Origin of the sequence: Flavobacterium sp. TMP13 (assembly GCF_050847115.1) — a bacterium.
Taxonomy (GTDB): Bacteria; Bacteroidota; Bacteroidia; order Flavobacteriales; family Flavobacteriaceae; genus Flavobacterium.
Map to the genome: position 1 here is coordinate 2,691,248 of NZ_CP193656.1, position 18,056 is coordinate 2,709,303.

20 protein-coding genes are annotated in these 18,056 nt (G+C 33.2%); 10 read left to right on the forward strand and 10 right to left on the reverse strand.

All coding sequences use genetic code 11. The features are described 5' to 3' along the window. The first annotated feature begins 52 nt into the window (after window positions 1-52). From ACRASX_RS11790 to ACRASX_RS11805, 4 genes are all read left to right on the forward strand, one after another. Window positions 53-1,255: a sensor histidine kinase gene (locus ACRASX_RS11790; protein ID WP_432221361.1), complete on the forward strand. Its 1,203-nt coding sequence runs from the start codon at window positions 53-55 to the stop codon at window positions 1,253-1,255. Window positions 1,256-1,335: 80 nt separating this feature from the next. Further along, entirely contained in the window at window positions 1,336-1,884 is a 549-nt protein-coding gene (locus ACRASX_RS11795) for a DUF1697 domain-containing protein (protein ID WP_432221362.1), read from the forward strand. 60 nt (window positions 1,885-1,944) lie between these two features. Then, window positions 1,945-3,147, forward strand: coding sequence for a tetratricopeptide repeat protein (locus ACRASX_RS11800; protein ID WP_432221363.1), 1,203 nt, complete (start codon window positions 1,945-1,947; stop codon window positions 3,145-3,147). An 11-nt stretch (window positions 3,148-3,158) separates the two neighbouring features. Continuing rightward, window positions 3,159-4,193 carry an o-succinylbenzoate synthase gene (locus ACRASX_RS11805; protein ID WP_432221364.1) on the forward strand — a complete coding sequence of 345 codons (1,035 nt, stop codon included), beginning with the start codon at window positions 3,159-3,161 and terminating at the stop codon, window positions 4,191-4,193. A gap of 60 nt (window positions 4,194-4,253) precedes the next feature. Here the strand turns inward: ACRASX_RS11805 and ACRASX_RS11810 are convergent, their stop codons facing one another. Next, window positions 4,254-4,784, reverse strand: a complete 531-nt coding sequence (locus tag ACRASX_RS11810) for an OmpA family protein (RefSeq protein ID WP_432221365.1) — start codon at window positions 4,782-4,784, stop codon at window positions 4,254-4,256. A 208-nt stretch (window positions 4,785-4,992) separates the two neighbouring features. On the opposite strand from ACRASX_RS11810, the gene ACRASX_RS11815 reads away from it, so the two are divergent. Together ACRASX_RS11815 and ACRASX_RS11820 are read left to right on the forward strand one after the other, a co-directional pair. Further along, on the forward strand, window positions 4,993-5,472 hold the full coding sequence (locus ACRASX_RS11815; protein ID WP_066308001.1) for a CYTH domain-containing protein: 480 nt from the start codon (window positions 4,993-4,995) through the stop codon (window positions 5,470-5,472). 1 nt (window position 5,473) lies between these two features. Continuing rightward, window positions 5,474-6,439: a YpdA family putative bacillithiol disulfide reductase gene (locus ACRASX_RS11820; RefSeq protein ID WP_432221366.1), complete on the forward strand. Its 966-nt coding sequence runs from the start codon at window positions 5,474-5,476 to the stop codon at window positions 6,437-6,439. Window positions 6,440-7,042: 603 nt separating this feature from the next. On the opposite strand, the gene ACRASX_RS11825 is transcribed toward ACRASX_RS11820, so the two are convergent. Both ACRASX_RS11825 and glyA read right to left on the reverse strand, forming a co-directional pair. Then, window positions 7,043-7,636 carry a tRNA-(ms[2]io[6]A)-hydroxylase gene (locus tag ACRASX_RS11825; protein WP_432221367.1) on the reverse strand — a complete coding sequence of 198 codons (594 nt, stop codon included), beginning with the start codon at window positions 7,634-7,636 and terminating at the stop codon, window positions 7,043-7,045. Window positions 7,637-7,766: 130 nt separating this feature from the next. Continuing rightward, a complete protein-coding gene (gene glyA / locus ACRASX_RS11830) occupies window positions 7,767-9,041 on the reverse strand; it encodes a serine hydroxymethyltransferase (protein ID WP_066307992.1) in 1,275 nt (424 codons plus the stop codon). Window positions 9,042-9,149: 108 nt separating this feature from the next. Between glyA and fahA the strand changes: the two genes are divergently transcribed. Beyond that, window positions 9,150-10,433: a fumarylacetoacetase gene (fahA, locus tag ACRASX_RS11835; protein WP_432221368.1), complete on the forward strand. Its 1,284-nt coding sequence runs from the start codon at window positions 9,150-9,152 to the stop codon at window positions 10,431-10,433. A 71-nt stretch (window positions 10,434-10,504) separates the two neighbouring features. Here fahA and ACRASX_RS11840 read toward each other — a convergent pair whose 3' ends face one another. Genes ACRASX_RS11840 through ACRASX_RS11850 form a run of 3 tightly spaced genes read right to left on the reverse strand, consistent with a single transcriptional unit; the run spans window position 10,505 to window position 12,835 of the window. Further along, a complete protein-coding gene (locus ACRASX_RS11840; RefSeq protein WP_066307984.1) occupies window positions 10,505-11,266 on the reverse strand; it encodes an MlaD family protein in 762 nt (253 codons plus the stop codon). A 33-nt stretch (window positions 11,267-11,299) separates the two neighbouring features. Further along, window positions 11,300-12,073, reverse strand: a complete 774-nt coding sequence (locus ACRASX_RS11845; protein WP_432221369.1) for an ABC transporter ATP-binding protein — start codon at window positions 12,071-12,073, stop codon at window positions 11,300-11,302. A 3-nt stretch (window positions 12,074-12,076) separates the two neighbouring features. Beyond that, on the reverse strand, window positions 12,077-12,835 hold the full coding sequence (locus ACRASX_RS11850) for an MlaE family ABC transporter permease (protein ID WP_066307979.1): 759 nt from the start codon (window positions 12,833-12,835) through the stop codon (window positions 12,077-12,079). 255 nt (window positions 12,836-13,090) lie between these two features. Here ACRASX_RS11850 and ACRASX_RS11855 point away from each other — a divergent pair, with 255 nt between their 5' ends. Further along, window positions 13,091-13,252 carry a DUF1328 family protein gene (locus ACRASX_RS11855; RefSeq protein ID WP_066307976.1) on the forward strand — a complete coding sequence of 54 codons (162 nt, stop codon included), beginning with the start codon at window positions 13,091-13,093 and terminating at the stop codon, window positions 13,250-13,252. A gap of 168 nt (window positions 13,253-13,420) precedes the next feature. Continuing rightward, window positions 13,421-13,771 (forward strand): hypothetical protein, encoded by a 351-nt coding sequence (locus ACRASX_RS11860; protein WP_432221370.1) that lies wholly within the window; start codon window positions 13,421-13,423, stop codon window positions 13,769-13,771. 61 nt (window positions 13,772-13,832) lie between these two features. On the opposite strand, the gene tpiA is transcribed toward ACRASX_RS11860, so the two are convergent. The 4 genes from tpiA to ACRASX_RS11880 form a co-directional block, all read right to left on the reverse strand. Beyond that, a complete protein-coding gene (gene tpiA, locus ACRASX_RS11865; RefSeq protein WP_066307975.1) occupies window positions 13,833-14,585 on the reverse strand; it encodes a triose-phosphate isomerase in 753 nt (250 codons plus the stop codon). A 38-nt stretch (window positions 14,586-14,623) separates the two neighbouring features. Beyond that, window positions 14,624-15,118, reverse strand: coding sequence for a TlpA family protein disulfide reductase (locus ACRASX_RS11870; RefSeq protein ID WP_432221371.1), 495 nt, complete (start codon window positions 15,116-15,118; stop codon window positions 14,624-14,626). Window positions 15,119-15,354: 236 nt separating this feature from the next. Then, on the reverse strand, window positions 15,355-16,455 hold the full coding sequence (locus ACRASX_RS11875; protein WP_432221372.1) for a BT_3928 family protein: 1,101 nt from the start codon (window positions 16,453-16,455) through the stop codon (window positions 15,355-15,357). A gap of 29 nt (window positions 16,456-16,484) precedes the next feature. Then, window positions 16,485-17,027 (reverse strand): DUF1599 domain-containing protein, encoded by a 543-nt coding sequence (locus ACRASX_RS11880; protein WP_432221373.1) that lies wholly within the window; start codon window positions 17,025-17,027, stop codon window positions 16,485-16,487. Between the two features lie 130 nt (window positions 17,028-17,157). Here ACRASX_RS11880 and folP point away from each other — a divergent pair, with 130 nt between their 5' ends. Further along, on the forward strand, window positions 17,158-17,985 hold the full coding sequence (folP, locus tag ACRASX_RS11885) for a dihydropteroate synthase (RefSeq protein ID WP_432221374.1): 828 nt from the start codon (window positions 17,158-17,160) through the stop codon (window positions 17,983-17,985). Window positions 17,986-18,056 lie beyond the last annotated feature (71 nt).

Here is an 18,056-nt window from a genome sequence, read left to right on the forward strand (position 1 = left end):
TGGTAAGAACTGCAAAAATTGTAAATTCATCAAACAAAAATACCATACAATTATGATTAAAGCAGCCTTACATAAAAACGAAGAAGAACGAATGAAATCACTAGAGTCTTATGCTATTTTAGATACCTTATCTGAAACTGAATTTGATAATTTGACTTTTTTAGCTGCGCAAATTTGCGATACTCCCATCTCTTTGGTGACCTTTATAGACAACGATCGCCAATGGTTTAAATCGCGAATTGGTTTAGATGTTTTTCAAACACCCCGCGATTATGCGTTTTGTACGCATGCGATTAATAAACCCAATGATGTATTTATTGTTCCAGACAGTAGAGAAGACGAGCGTTTTTTTGACAATCCTGTTGTCATTGGTGAACCTAACGTGGTGTTTTATGCAGGAGTTCCTTTAGTAACTGAGAAAGGATTGCCTTTGGGTACTTTATGTGTGATCGATCAAGTTCCTAGAGAGCTAACTCCAAACCAAATTATTTCGTTAAAAGCATTAGCCAATCAAACTTTAAAGTTGCTAGAATTGCGATTAAATAAAATGGAATTGGAAAGCACGATGGGTAAACTTAGAAAAAAAAATGTAGAGCTCGAGAAGTTTGCACAAATCGCAGCACATGACTTAAAGTCTCCCTTAAATAATATTACAGGACTGACCGATTTTTTTGTAGAAAGTTATGGCGAAGCTTTTGATCAAGAAGGAAAAGAAATTCTGAATATGATAAAGACTTCTTCGATAAAATTAAAAGAGATGATTGATAGTTTGTTGCTCTACAGTAAATCAGACACCAATTTGCTACACAGTAAGACAGCAGTAAATCTACAAGAGCTAAAACAAGACCTTACCGATCTTTTTGCCTTTAGCATTAACTGTTCGATAGCGCTGCAATCAAAGCTTGATTTTATAACCATTAATAAAACAGCAATTGAGCAAATTTTAATAAATTTAATTGCTAACGCACTAAAGTACAACGATAAAGAAACTGCAAAAATCGAAATCGAAGTTTTAGAAGAAGAAAATTTTTATAGATTTTCGGTCAAAGACAATGGTTATGGTATCGCAGAAGAGCACCATGAACGAATTTTTCAACTGTTTGAAGTTTTGTCGGCCAATGATCGTTTTGGAGAGAAGGGAAATGGTATTGGGTTGGCGACGGTCAAAAAAATTGTCGAATCGTTACATGGCATCATTTATGTCGAATCTGAATTGGGCGTTGGGTCTAAGTTTGTCTTTACGATTAAAAAATAGTAGCTGCTTATGTTAGATAATTTTACTTTTGTGTGATTAAAATTGATTAAAAAACTACATTTGAATTCTAAAAATAATTCATGACAACTCATTTAGCTTTACTGCGCGGCATCAACGTTTCTGGTCACAATATGATAAAGATGGACGCATTGAAAACTACATTAGAAAATATTGGTTTTCAAAACGTACAGACCTACATTCAGTCTGGAAATGTTTTTTTTGATTCGGAGGCTGAAAACGCGGCATCACTTGGTTTTAAAATTAAACAAGAAATTTTTAAAACTTTTGGTCACGAAGTTCCTGTACTTATTATTTCGAAAGCTGATCTTGAAAGTTGCTTGAAAAACAATCAGTATCTAAAAGAAAAAGAAGTTGATGTCAAAAAACTATACGTTGCTTTTATTTCTCTTACGCTGAAAACAGAGAATATTAACGATTTAAAAATCAGCCAGTTTAAACCAGATGAAGCTTACATCGACGGAAATAAAATTTTTATAAAATATGCCGTTGGAGCTGGCAAGACACGTTTAGATCAAAAATATATTGAGAAAAAGCTAAATTTGACTGCCACAATTCGTAACTGGAATACAGTAAGTACGCTTATGCAAATGTACAACGAGCGTTCTTAATTTTTAAACTAGAATATAACTACATTTGCACTTTATAAAGAAGCTTTAATTCTATTGCAAATGAATCATAAGATATTCGTCTTCTCTCTTATTTTAAGCTGTTTATCAACTGCTGTTTTCGCTCAAGGTTATTGGGATAAAGACAGAGCAACTACCAAAGAAATAGTGCTCTCTGCTCGAGATCGAATTGCGATTCCAACGGAAGATTTTCCTGTTGGTACGACCGAAGTCGTGTATCGAATTACATTGCTCGGGCAAAATCAAGAAATGGCCAATAGTTTGGTTTCTGTTTTAAAGTCAATTCCAGATCCCACAGGAATAAGTCAAGGTTCTGCTGGTGCAGTTTTTTTATTGTCTAAAATTTCAGGAGACGATAAATGCCAGTATGCTATTTTTACTTCCAAAGAACAGGCAAAAAATTATAAAGACTCCGGAAAAACCGATCAATCTTGTTTTGAACAAAATGAAGCGGTAAGTAAAGATGCTAAAAGACTTTCACTGGATAAATCGTCCTGCTTAAAACCCAATACTACTACAATTTGGTTTGGCTTTGAAAGTAAAAATTGGTTGATGAATCAAAAAATCGTTTTAGAAGTCGTTCCTTGGGTCGATGTAAAACTAAACAGAGGTTGGAGCCAAGATCGGCGTAAAGAACTTTTAAGTCAATGCAAAACATCGAATTTGGCCCAAAAGATGACGAACTCGGATGACTTTTGTGTTTGTATATTAGACAAAATTCAAAATAAATATCGCTTTGATGAATTTCAAAAATTACTGATTTCAGAAAAAAATAAAACTTTTAAAGATTTTGGCGATGTGTGCTATTCAAATGCTGCAATTTCAAAAAATGTGTACAACGATTTGCGAAGACAGGCATACTCACTGCAGTTAGCTGGAAAGTATGCAGAAGCGATTTCGACTCTATTAACAATTGTAAATGATGACAAGGCAACTGCTTTAGATTACAACTCCATTGGTTATTGCTATATTTTAACCAAGCAATATGATAAGGCGCTGAATGCTTTGAAAAAAGGAGCAACGTTAGACGATACAGAATTGTTGATCAAATTAAATTTAGCACATGCTTATTTAGTGAATGACGAGTACAAAAATGCCAAACCAATTTATAAAAAATACCAGACGCAAAATGTAACAGATAGTTTAGGATGGATCGAAAAAGTAAATTCTGATTTTGAATTATTTAAAAAAGCCAAATTACCGTCGAAAGATTTTGACAAGGTTTTACATTTATTTGACAACTAAATTAAAGTATCTTGAAAGCAACATATCACAAATACATCTTAGATTTTAAAAGACCATCAGGAACATCTCGTGGTGTCTTAACGCAAAAAGAAACGTGGTTTATTATTCTTGAAGAAAACGGTAAACGAGGAATAGGAGAGTGCGGAATATTACGTGGCCTAAGCGCAGACGATCGGCCTGATTATGAAGAGAAATTAAACTGGACTTGTAGCAACATTCACTTAGGTGAAAATCAACTTTGGGATGCTCTTTTAGAATTCCCTTCAATACAATTTGGAGTCGAAATGGCATTTAGATCTTTGGCTAGTGCAACACCTTTTGAGTTGTTTCCTTCGGAGTTCACTGCAGGAAAAAAAGCTATAGTAATAAATGGTCTAGTTTGGATGGGTGATACCGAATTTATGAAGCAACAAATCGAAGATAAAATTGCTAATAATTTCACTTGTATTAAATTAAAAATTGGCGCAATCGATTTTGATAAAGAATTGCAATTATTATCCTTTATTCGCTCGCATTTTACTCCCGAACAAATCGAAATTAGAGTCGATGCTAATGGTGCATTCCCTTTAAATGAAGCTTTATGTAAATTATCACAACTCACTGAATTTAAGCTTCATAGTATAGAGCAGCCTATTCAAAAAAACAATACTGACAGCATGGCAGTACTGTGTAAAAACACTCCTTTTCCAATTGCTTTAGACGAAGAGCTTATAGGTGTGTTTTTGTATGAAGAAAAAGAACAATTACTGCAAAAAATAAAGCCACAATATATCATTTTAAAACCCAGTTTTGTAGGTGGATTTAAAGGATCAGAAGAGTGGATCAAACTAGCAAATAAATACAATATAGGTTGGTGGGTTACTTCGGCTTTAGAAAGTAACGTTGGCTTAAATGCCATTGCACAATGGACCTATTTACTTCAAAATTCGATGCCTCAAGGATTAGGAACTGGCGGATTATATACGAATAATTTTGATGCACCATTAGAGGTAAGAAACGGTAAGCTGTGGTATAATCCCGAACTACAATGGAATTTTACTTTATAAATAAAGCACAAAAAAACCGACAGCAATTGGTCGGTTTTTTAAGTAAAGTGCGCTAAATTATTAGTTTGTATCCATTACTATTTTGTACTCTGCACGCGCATATACGGTATCATTATCCACTGTCCAAGTATCAATAATTATTCCTTCGGTATCCAATTGTTTGGCTTGTACACCTTGTGAGATAAAGTATTCTTTGATATTATTTGCCCTAGCTAATCCTAAATTATCATATGTACTAGTGTTATTCTCATTTGAAGCAACAAAACCAGTAATTGATACTTTTTCGTTAGGATGATCAACTAAGTATTCTTTGAGGCGCATGATGCCTGAATTTACTGAATCTGTAACAGGATTAATTATTTTTTCGTTGTCTTTTAAAAATTTAAAATTTTCATTGGTACGGTATTTAAATCCAGAACCAGCAATTAAAAAAGGAGCAAGTTCAACACCATCATAAGAATCGGAAGCAAGCGTTTCTTTATTATTCAAAGATGTGTTTACATCGGAATTGTAGTAGAATTTTAGGTATAAAAAAGTACCTAAAATTATAATAACTACAATACCTAACAGGTAAAGTGCTTTTTTAGACATATGTTTTATTTTAAGATTTACTCAAATTTAGCGAAAATAAATCCGTGTAACTAGTTAATAATCAACTATTTTATATCTTTTTAGTAAGATATTTTTTTGTAATTGCGATAGACCTATTATGCACAAGGATAAATTTGCTGGCGGCTTTTGGTTTTTGAACTGAAATAATTTAAGTAACTTGCTAAAACAAGATTAAGAAGTGATAAATATGATTGAAATAGAACGAAAATTCAGAGTACTTAATTCTGATTTTAAAACAGAGTCCTTTACACAAAATCGAATTGCGCAAGGTTATTTATGTTCAGATATATCGCGAACAGTTCGAGTACGTACCAAAGGAGATAAAGGCTTTATAACCGTAAAGGGCATTGGTAGTTCGAGCGGACTTTCTCGTTTTGAATGGGAAAAAGAAATCCCTTTAGAAGAAGCGCAGCAATTATTACAGTTATGCGAAAAAGGCACGATTGATAAGACTAGATTTGAAGTTAAAAAAGGCAATCATATTTTTGAAATAGACGAATTTTATGGCGAAAATCAGGGTTTAATTGTAGCTGAAGTAGAGCTGTCTAGCGAAGATGAACTTTTTGAAAAACCAGAATGGTTGGGCGAAGAGGTAACAAATGACCCTAAATTTTACAATGCATATTTGAGTAAAAATCCATTTTTAGAATGGGAAATTAAAAAATAGAATGAACAAAGCATACGATTTGATTATAGTAGGAGGTGGACCAATTGGTTTGGCTTGCGCGATAGAAGCGCAGAAAAATAAGCTTTCGTACTTAATTGTTGAAAAAGGAACAATTGTAAATAGCATTTTTAATTACCCGTTGTATATGACTTTCTTTTCAACTGCCGAACGTCTGGAAATTGGAGAAATTCCGTTCAATTGTTTGACTCCAAAACCAGGACGTCAAGATGCTTTAGAGTATTATCGAAATATTCACCGTTATTTTAATTTCAATATTCACCTTTTTGAAAGAGTCAATTCTGTTGTAAAAACGGAATCTGAACTATTTATTATTACTTCAGATAAATCCACGTATAATGCTAAAAATGTGGTTATTGCGACTGGTTTTTACGACATTCCGATTGAGATGAATGTTGAAGGAGAAAAACTTTCTAAAGTACGCCATTATTATAAAGAAGCGCACGAATATGCTTTTCAAAAAGTATTAATTGTTGGTGCTAATAATTCTTCAGTAGATGCTGCTTTGGAGTGTTGGAGAAAAGGCGCTGATGTAACCATGGTCATTCGCAAGAACGAAATAAATAATAGGGTTAAATACTGGGCAAAACCCGACATCGAAAACCGAATTGCCGAGGGAAGTATTAAAGCTTATTTTGAATCAAACATTAGTAAAATTTTGCAAAATAAGGTTTCTATTAGCAGTCCTGAAGGAGAAATTACAATAGAAAATGATTTCGTGTTAGCATTAACTGGATATAAACCTGATTTGTCGTTTCTAGAGAGAATGGGAATAGAACTGAATACTGATGATAAAAGAGCACCAAAATACGATCCAGAAACAATGGAAACAAATGTGAAAGGTTTGTTTTTAGCTGGGGTAGTTTGCGGCGGAATGGAGACTCACAAATGGTTTATTGAAAACTCAAGAATTCATGCAAAAATGATAGTAGATAAAATTACAAGTTAAGATAAAAGTGGAATTACTGGTTCTTTTGCATGCAATAATCTTGAATTGAGTAACTGTGCTCTATTTTTCTGTCTTCTTTCCCTATTATGTAGAGCCCAAATTTTCATAATATGCCAATCTTTTATGACGTGATTTACATTAAAAGTAAATCTAAAGAGCCGTTATTTCGCGCTCTTTTTTCGCTATCGTCTAGTACAACTGTACTAATTTACTTGGCTTGAATATTTGGTAAAATATAGATGGTATGAATTTTAGTTTGATTGCTTTTGCTGCAACTATATTCATAAAAAGAAAAATTCACTATTCATTAGCCAGAGGTAAATAATGTTCTTTTCTCGAAACAGTTTCTTCTAGAGCAAGTATAAAGTAAAAGACATTCAAAATTTATTCGTAGTGGTTACAGAATATTTCCTGCAAAGTATTAGGCTAAGTTTGATGAGAAGTATCTTGAATAGTTTAGAGATTGATCAATACGACATCAGTAATTGTACTCATTTTGCTATGCTTTTATTTATAAAATAGAGTGCTTCAAGGCAAGATAAGTTTTTATTTATATAAAAAGAGAGATTCTATATTTTGTAAAATCTCTCTTTAGTAATTGTTTTAACCGTGAATGGTTTCTCCTTTTCCATAGTTCGCAATCACGCTGCTTTCAAATTCCAGCCATTCTCTCCAACGCTTTTCTACGTCAATTCCTTTGCCGTATTTTCGAGCATAGGTAATAAAAGTAGTGTAATGTCCAGCTTCACTTTCCATTAAATCGCGATAAAAAACAGAAAGCTCTTCATCTTTTATGTTTTCCGAAAGTACTTTAAAACGCTCACAACTTCGAGCTTCAATCATTGCCGAAAACAGCAAACGCTCGACCAACGCAGAAACTCGACTTCCGTCAATATTTCTTTTCATGTACATATACAGTTCATTTACGTAATCGTCTTTGCGTTCGCGACCTAATTTTAGACCACGCTTGATAATGATATTATGAACTTGTTCAAAATGATCAATTTCTTCTTTAGCCAAAGACAATAAATCTTTTACTAAATCTTGATGTTCTGAATTATTGGTGATAATAGTAATGGCATTGGTAGCCGCTTTTTGCTCACACCAAGCGTGATCAGTCAAAATTTCTCCGATGTTTTTCTCGACGATATTTACCCATCTTGGATCGGTTGGTAATTCTAATCGCAATACGCCCATATTTTTAAAGTATAAAAGTTAGAAATTCAAAAGAATGTACGGTCATAAAAAAAAGTCGAAAATCAAAGCTAAAATAGAAATTCTATTTCAATACTTTCGATTTTCGACCTTTAAGATTTTTGACTAATTTTTAGTAAACGAAAATAGGTCTTTCGCTCATCATTTCGTCTACTTCGTTACCAACTGCTTCGATAACTGCCTCGTCTGTATGATTAGATAAAACTCTATCGATCAAATCTACGATTGTTTCCATGTCTGCTTCAACTAAACCACGAGTGGTAATTGCAGCAGTACCTACACGAATTCCAGAAGTAACAAATGGTGATTTGTCATCAAATGGAACCATGTTTTTATTTACTGTAATTTCTGCTTTTACTAGCGCATTTTCAGCATCTTTTCCAGAAATTCCTTTATTTCTTAAATCAATAAGCATCATGTGGTTGTCTGTTCCGCCCGAGATAATGTTATAATCTCTTTTTACAAAAGCTTCAGCCATCGCTTTAGCATTTTTTTGCAATTGCATCGCATAAGTAAAGAACTCATCTTTTAAAGCTTCACCAAATGCAACCGCTTTTGCAGCGATAATATGCATTAATGGTCCACCTTGATTTCCAGGGAAAACAGCTAAATCTAACAAAGAAGACATCATTCTAACTTCTCCTTTTGGTGTAGTCAATCCCCAAGGATTTTCGAAATCTTTCCCCATTAAAATTAAACCACCTCTTGGTCCACGTAATGTTTTATGTGTAGTTGTTGTAACAATGTGACAGTGAGGAATTGGGTCATTTAAAAGACCTTTTACAATTAATCCAGCAGGATGTGAAACATCAGCAATTAAAAGTGCACCAACGCTATCAGCAATTTTTCTGAAACGTTCAAAATCCATATCACGAGAATAGGCCGAAGCACCCGCAATAATTAATTTTGGTTGTTCTTTTGTAGCAATCTCTTGAATTTTATCATAATTCAAAAGACCTGTTTCTTTTTCAACACCGTAGAAAACAGGATCGTACAGACGACCTGAAAAATTTACAGGAGAACCGTGCGTTAAGTGACCACCATGTGATAGGTCAAATCCTAAGATTTTGTCTCCAGGTTTTAAACACGCATGAAATACCGAAGCATTAGCTTGAGAACCAGAGTGTGGTTGAACGTTTGCGTACACAGCACCAAATAATTCTTTGGCTCTGTCAATAGCAATTTGTTCAACAACATCAACTACTTCGCAACCTCCATAGTATCTTTTACCAGGATATCCTTCAGCATACTTGTTAGTTAGAACAGAACCAGCTGCTTCTATAACTTCATCACTTACAAAATTTTCTGAAGCAATAAGTTCTAATCCGTGAATTTGTCTTTCTTGTTCTTCAAGAATAAGATCAAAAATTTGTTTGTCGCGTTGCATTGTGTAGTTTTTCGTTAATTTGTTGCAAAAATACAAAAAAACGTTTGTTGTACAGCTAGATTATGATATATTTGACAAGTATTTTTTCAACAATATAATTAACAAATTATGCCAATAACAGCCAACGATCCGAAACGTAAATCATGGTTAGAAGTACCTGAGAGTAGTGATTTTCCCATTCAAAATATTCCTTTTGGTGTTTTTCTAACAAAGGAAAACGTCGTAACCGTAGGAACTCGAATTGGTGATTTTGCAATTGATTTAGGTGCATTGCAACAATTGAATTATTTTGAAGGTATCGAGCTTACAGACGATATGTTCATGCAAGATACTTTGAATGATTTTATCTCTGATGGAAAGAAAACGTGGCGTTTAGTGCGCAACCGAATTGCCGAAATTTTTGACATCAATACAGCTGGATTAAGAGACGATCAAAAACAAAGAGAAATTATTATTTTTAATATAGAAGACGTCGAAATGCAATTGCCAGTATTAATTGGTGATTATACCGATTTCTATTCGAGTAAAGAACATGCCACAAATGTTGGTACTATGTTCCGTGATCCTGACAATGCTTTATTACCAAATTGGTTGCATTTGCCGGTAGCGTATCATGGTAGAAGTTCGACTATTATTCCTTCGGGCATTCCGGTTCACAGACCTTTAGGGCAGATGTTACCAAATGGAGAAAAAGATCCAGTTTTCGGTTCTTCTCGTTTGGTTGATTTTGAATTGGAGACTGCGTTTATTACTACCGATGCCAACGTAATGGGAGAGGCAGTGCCTGTTCATGAAGCAGAAGATTATATTTTTGGAATGGTTTTATTGAATGACTGGAGCGCTCGAGACATTCAAAAATGGGAATATGTTCCTCTAGGGCCATTTTTAGCAAAGAGTTTTGCCAGTTCTATTTCTCCATGGATTGTTACTTTGGATGCTTTAGAACCCTTTAGAACTAAAGGTCCGAAACAAGTACCAGCTCCTTTTCCCTATTTAACTACTAAAGGGAAAAAGGCATTTGACATTACTTTAGAAACGTATATTAAGCCCTTAAACCAAGATGAAAATTTAGTTTGTAAAACAAACTTTAAACATTTATACTGGTCAATGACACAGCAATTGGCGCACCACACCTCTAATGGTTGTCGGGTCAATTCTGGAGATATGATGGGTTCGGGAACTATTTCTGGTCCAACACCAGACAGCTTTGGTTCGATGTTAGAATTAACTTGGGGAGGTAAAAATCCTCTCCAATTAAAAGATGGATCTGAACGTAAATTTATTGAGGATAACGATACTGTTATTATGCGTGGTTACTGCAAGAACAGTGAAATTAGAATTGGTTTTGGCGAAGTATCTAGCCAGTTATTACCGCCCTATATTCGAAAATAAATAGAATTTATTTTATAAAAAAAAGGCATATTGAAATTTCAATATGCCTTTTTTTATGCTATTATAGTTTGTTATTTTTTGCTTTTCCTGTCTTCTTTCTTTTCTTGTTTGGCTTCTTTAAGATCTTGAATAGAATCCTTTTTGGCCTCGAGCGCTTTTTGCTCTTCTTTTTCCTTACGTCTAAAATAACCTCTTAATAAAAAGTTCTCTTTTGCAGCATCCATGTTTTCATCTAAACCTTTAGAGGCACTTTGAATATTTTTGATTGTTTTCTCTAAACTATTCGCTACTTTTTTGTCTGTGACTAATTTAGATAAAGCACCATCACCGTGGTTCATGTTATGCGAAAAAACGGCTAATTCTTCAGTAATAATTCCAGCATTATCTACACTTTTCTTTACACTTTTCATTAAATCATCCATCTCAATTGCAGCTAGAGACCCAATAACGGCATTATTCTCAATCATTACAGTAGATTTTGAACCTGGAACAATAGTCAGAACCTTATCTCCCATCAAACCTTCAGAGCCAATAGTTGCTTTTGCGTCTGTTTTGATAAATTTTTGTACATCACCTTGAATGACCATTTTTACCAAAACCGTTGAATCATTCACTAAACCTATTTCTTCAATAGTTCCGATATTTATTCCCGAAAAGCGAACGTTATTTCCTACTTCTAGTCCGCTTACATTTTTAAATTTTGACTGAATATAAAAGGTCTCTCCAAACAAGTTTTGTTGCTTACCTATAAAGTAGATGGTTGCGACAAAAAGGGCAAGCCCAATTACTACAAACATCCCTAATTTCCATGTATATGTTGATTGTTTACTCATGATTTTAAAGTTTATGTTTTTTGATTTTGTTTTTTATTTAAAAAATGCGTTTACCCATTCATCGTCACTTTTGGCAAGTTCATCGTACTTCCCTTCGGCATGAATTACGCCGTCATTTAACATTAAAATGCGGTCAGAAGTTCGTCTGGCACAATCCATATCGTGTGTGATAATGATAGATGTTGTTTTTCTTTTTTCTTTGATATCGATAATTAGTTGACTAATTTCTTTAGAGGTAATGGTATCCAAACCAGTTGTTGGTTCATCATACAAAATAATTTCAGGTTTTAAAATTAAGGTGCGAGCTAGGCCAATTCTCTTTTTCATCCCTCCTGACAATTCCGAAGGCATTTTATCAATTGCTTCTTCTAGTCCTACATTTTCAAGCACTTCTATTATTTCTTTCTCAATATCTGCATCACTCAATTCTTTATGATGGCGTTTAAGCGTAAACGCAAGATTCTCGCGAACTGACATTGAATCATATAAGGCAGCACTTTGAAATAAAAATCCTATACGGACTCTAACTTTATTAAGCTCTCCAATAGAATATTCGACAATATCGTCTCCAAAGACTTTGATTTCTCCTTTGCTGGGCTTAATTAATCCAACGATACATTTGATTGTAATTGATTTTCCGGAGCCTGAACGTCCTAAAACAACAACGTCTTCTCCTTTAAATACTTTAAAAGTTACTCCTTTTAAAACATGGTTGTCGCCAAAAGAAATGTGTAAATCATTAATTTCTATAACAGCTTCTTTTTCATTAGAAGATTCTTTAGTAGGTAGGTGTAATTCTGTTTCCATAGGTTAAAAGAATAAATCGGTTATTTGTACGGCAATCATATCGATAATAAAAATAGAGAGCGAGGCGCTTACTACTGCAGAATTTGCTGCACGACCTACACTTGCTGTTCCGTTAGAGGCGTTGTAGCCTTCGTAACAACCAATCATTCCGATAAAAAATCCGAAAAAGAAAGTCTTTACTGTTGCAGGAAAAATATCTAAAAACTCTAAAGAATTAAACACTTGCGATATATATCTGTAGAAAGTAACGTTACTGTGAATGTTCATACCAATATAACCACCAATAATTCCGACTGCATCAGCAAAGATTACCAAAATAGGAATCATTAATGTAGTGGCCAATATTCTCGTTACTACAAGATAATTGAAGGGATTGATTGCCGCAACTTCCATTGCATCAATTTGTTCGGTCACTTTCATCGAGCCTAATTCTGCTCCGATTCCAGAAGCTATTTTACCAGCACATATTAATGCGGTAATTACGGGAGCAATTTCACGAATTAGCGAAAGTCCAACCATTCCTGGTAGCCAAGATTCGGCACCAAAGTTTACTAATGTAGGACGAGATTGTAGTGTTAGAACCAATCCCATGATAAAACCTGTAATCGCGACAAGTGGCAATGATTTATACCCTATTATATAACATTGTTTCAGAAATTCTTTCATTTCATAAGGTGGAAGAAAAAGCTCTTTGAAAAAACGTAATGAAAATTGAGTCACATTACCTATCGATTCAAATTTATTTTTTAGATATACTATCAAAATAATGGCATTTTAATTAAAAGAAATAGGTGTTTGTTCATAATGTAAAATTCTAATTATTTTATCGCTTTAGCTTATATAAATTACTACTATAGTTATATAATTTGCATTATTGTCATTATTAAGCAATATTTTAAGAGTTAAAATTTAGAGTAATTGAGTTAAGTCTAAAACAATAGTTTGCTGAAATTTGTAATAGAAATCAAGCATATAAAAACTATATGTACTATTACTAACCATTTAAATTAAACGCTTATGTTACGTTGGACAGTTATATTTATCATTCTAGCAATTGTGGCTGGAGTATTCGGATTTGGTGGAATTGCAGCTGGTGCTGCCGGAATAGCCAAAGTATTATTCTTTATTTTTATTATTTTATTTATCCTATCACTAATTAGTGGGAGAAGAAAAATATAAAAAAAGGTACAACTGTACGATTCAAAATTTTGCTTTGAATATGCAGTATAAAATGTTGGGACAGCAAGACGTAACAATTTATATCGGTAACGAGTTCATTGTTTTTTAAATTAGTACTTAAATGTCTTGTTGTTTCCAACTACAATTAAAATTATAAAATTTGAAGTTATGGACAATAATTATGATAAGCACGAAATAGATTATATCAATCATTATCAAGGAAAAGGATATTGCTGTAATTTTCTTTTTAGAGATGGTCGATTAATCGATACGGAAACAAAATACGAGTATACGCCTGAAGAAATTTTTATTGTTGCCGAACATCGATATGAAGGGATGAGCAATCCTGATGATTTGTCTATCTTATACGTAATAGAAACCGCAAATAAAATAAAAGGAACGTATCTTATGGGATACGGACCTTCAGCTGAACTTGAGGCGGCAGAATTTTTTAAAGATATTCCGAAAGAACAATTTTCAGAAATAAAAAATATTAATGAGGATAAGCCCAATCATTAAAAAATATAAAAAAACCATCTTTTTAAAAGATGGTTTTTTTATGCTGTAAAATGGATTTCATTTAAAAAGCCGTAACAATAGCAACAAAATCGTCTACTTTTAATGCAGCTCCGCCAATTAGACCTCCGTCTACATCAGCTTTAGAAAAAATTTCTTTTGCATTTTCTGGTTTTACAGAACCACCGTATAGAATAGAAACTTCGTCAGCAATGTCTGCTCCAAATGATTTGCGAACTATTTCTCTGATAAATTCATGCATTTCTTGTGCTTGTTCCGGCGATGCTGTTTCTCCAGTTCCAATAGCCCAAACTGGCTCATATGCTAAAACGATAGCTGACCAATTTTCTTTTGAGATTTGAAACAAACCATCTTTCAATTGATTTTCTACAATATTAAAATGATTTCCAGACTGACGGTCTTTTAATTCTTCTCCAAAACAAAAAATAACTTTCATTTCATGTTTCAAAGCAGTATTTACTTTTTCAGCAATTAATGCATCGCTTTCGTGAAAGATAGCTCTACGCTCTGAATGGCCAAGAATTACTGTATTTACACCAACACTTTTTAACATATCTGCAGATATTTCGCCTGTAAAAGCACCACCCTCGGCTTGATGAACATTTTGTGCAGCAACCTCAATTTTAGTTGCAGACAACTGACTTACAGCCGCAGCTAAATTTACAAATGTTGGGGCCACAATTACCTGAGCTGCTGTAGAAGCGGGTACTTTTGAAATTAATTCAGTTAAAAGCGCTGTCGTTTCTTCGGCATTTTTATGCATTTTCCAGTTTCCTGCAACAATCTTCTTTCTCATTTTAGTTTTTAGTTAATTATTTAATCTTTTTAAAGTCTTTATTTTAAACTGTTTAAAGTGTCGTCCATTTGATCGAAGTCTGTTTCAATCGCTCTGTAGGTAACAACTTTACTAGCTTTGTCTACAATAATGTATCTCGGAATCCAGTCCATATTCATTGCTTTTCCAAAAACGCCTTTCATACCGTCGTTTGCCATATAATGATCACCAACTAATTGATGTTTTTCAATTCCTTCTTTCCATTTATCAGCAGTTTTATCCATAGAGATAAAAACATAATCTACTTCTGGATGATTGGCTTGAAGTTCTTTAAATTTTGGCATTGCTTTAATGCAATCACCACACCAAGAAGCCCAAACTTCAATTACTACCGTTTTTCCTTCGTGTTTTTTTAAAATTTCTTGAAACGCAATTTGACTATTATCTGGAGTAGCTAGTTTTTCAGACAACGCCTCTTTTGCGAATTCAGTTTTTTGAGCCTTTGAGCAAGAAAAGGTAGCAAATGCTACGAGTAATAATATTGATTGTTTCATGGTATTTTGAGTTTAAACAAAGTTAATCAAACATTCTGAATGAAAAATGCGGATTGCCAAATTTCGCAAAAGTATTGGCAAATAAACAAAAGCATCTCATATTGTTTGTTATATAAAAATGAAAACGTAATAGTGTACTAAATAAAAGAAACTATTTAGTAAATTGAGCATCTATAAATAAATAAAGGTCCTTGAAAATTAGTTTTCAAGGACCTTTATGTTTAAACAATGATTCATTACAGTTTTAAATCGTCAGTATCATTGTAGTGTACTTTTTGCATAATAGTACCATTATACAAAACTACAATAGCAGGATTCGCTCTTTCAATTGTTTTTAATGTAATTGGATCACAGAAATAAAAATCAACATTTAAGCCGTATTGCTTTTTGGTTTGTTCGATTAATGTTTCTCCCGACGCCGTTAATGCAATAACCTTATATCCTTTTGCTTGGGCATCTTTATTAATTTGCTCTAATTTTTTCATTCCTGCAGGAGACGAAAGGTTCAAATCATACGCTACAAAAAGAACTAATTTTGGTTCTTTTAAAAATTGGTCTGTATAATCAGCATCGTCTTTAACCATTGTAAAATCAAAAATAGACGGTACGTAGCCTTCTGAAATCACTTTATCTTTTCGATCAACAAATGTAGCTCCTTCTGGAATATTCATTAAATCGTCTTCTGTAAATTCTTTATTCTCTCCATTGACATTATAAATAAATTTCATTTCGACCACAGCTTGTGGTGCATTTTCAGGAATTTCCATTCCTTTCTCTATATTGTTACCTACTTTATACGCACGAAAATCGATAATAGGATTGTGGTTTAAAATCCAAACAGCAATAAAACTACAAACGACCACACTAGAGTAAGCCAAGATATTTTGTACGTTTTTATTAAACAAGGGCTTAACTAAATCTTTATTGATAAAAAGTATCAAGATAAAAAATAATAAAACAATGTCTTTTGTAAATGATTCCCAAGGAGTCAAATGCAATACATCTCCAAAGCAGCCACAATCTTTAACTACATCAAAATAAGCAGAGTAGAAGGTAAGAAAAGTGAACAATACGATTAGAACTAATAAACTCCAAATTGTAGCTTTGGCTTTGTACCCGATCAATAGCATTACACCCAAAACCACTTCAATTATAACTAAAAAGATAGCCATGCTTAAGGCCAAAGGCTCTAAAAAAGGTACATTAAATACAGGTGGACTAAAATATTCGGCCAGTTTATAAGAGAATCCAACAGGATCATTAAGTTTTATAAGTCCAGAAATGATGAATAAACATCCAACAAAAATGCGTGAAAATTGAGTAATTATATTTTTCATACTAAAGGCTTTTACTATATTTAAAGTTATTATATATCAATTGGATCTAAAATTAAAGCAAACACAGAATAATTGAGCATGTCTTGATAATTAGCATCAATTCCTTCAGAAACTAAAGTTTTTCCTTTGTTGTTTTCAATTTGTTTTACTCGAAGTAGTTTTTGCAAAATTAAATCAGTCAAAGAGCTTACTCGCATTTCACGCCAAGCTTCTCCATAATCGTGATTTTTGGCTAGCATTAAATCTTTAGTTAATTTAATTTTAGCATCGTATAACTCCGTTGCTGTTACAACATCTAAATCAGGTTGCTCGACAACACCAAGTTCTAATTGAATCAATGCCATAATCGAATAATTAATTATAGCGATAAATTCACCTTTTTCATCTTCGTCAATTTTACGAATTTCATTTTCTTGTAAACTACGAATACGCTGTGCTTTTATAAAAATTTGATCCGTTAAGGAAGGGATTCTTAAAATGCGCCAAGCACTTCCGTAATCTTTCATTTTATTAATGAAAAGTGAACGACAAATTGCAATTACATCATCGTATTCTTGAGAAGTATTCTTCATTATTTGGTGTATATTTGTCTAATATTGCTCCAAAAATAGGACATTTTTTTGGGAAAGCCGACTGCTATTTTAAGTAATGTTGCTTTACAAAGTTTTATAGTTTTAAAAAGCACTTTAAACTACAATTAGAATGACAATTAACTGCAAAGGACAACTCATTGACTTAACAATTCCGAAAGTAATGGGAATTTTAAATGTAACTCCCAATTCTTTTTTTGACGGAGGAAAGTATGATACTGAAGCTGCGATGGTAAAGCAAGTTGAGAAAATGCTTTTGGAAGGAGCAAATTTTATTGATGTTGGGGCGTATTCTAGCAAACCCAATGCAGAGTTTGTTTCTGAACAAGAAGAAATTGACCGTATTGTTCCGGTGATGCAATTGATTTTAAAACATTTTCCAGAAACATTAATATCTGTTGATACGTTTCGCGCCAAAGTTGCCGCATTGGGTATTGACAATGGTGCGGCGATGATCAATGATATTTCTGCTGGAAACTTAGATCCAAATATGCTCGAAACGATTGCGAACTATAAAGTTCCGTACATCATGATGCACATGCGAGGTACGCCAAATACCATGCAGCAAAAAACAAACTATAGTGATATTGTAAAAGAAATGTTGTTTTATTTTTCTGAGAAAGTAAAATTGGCTCGAAGTCTAGGTATTAACGATTTGATTATCGATCCAGGCTTTGGCTTTGCAAAAACGTTAAATCAAAATTACGAAGTTTTTCAAAAATTAGACTTATTGTCAATGCTAGAGCTACCAATATTAATAGGTATTTCTAGAAAGTCAATGATCTATAAAGAATTAGGTATAAAAACAGAAGAATCTTTAAACGGAACAACCGTTTTAAATGCAATTGCTTTGAAAAAAGGCGCTTCGATTTTACGAGTTCATGATGTTAAAGAAGCAGTTCAAAGCATTCAACTCATTCAGAAAATGAATCAATTTTAAAATGATCAGTGGATCATAATCTTTTACAAAAATAGTAGTCAATTATAAAAATATAGGATTAAAAATAATTA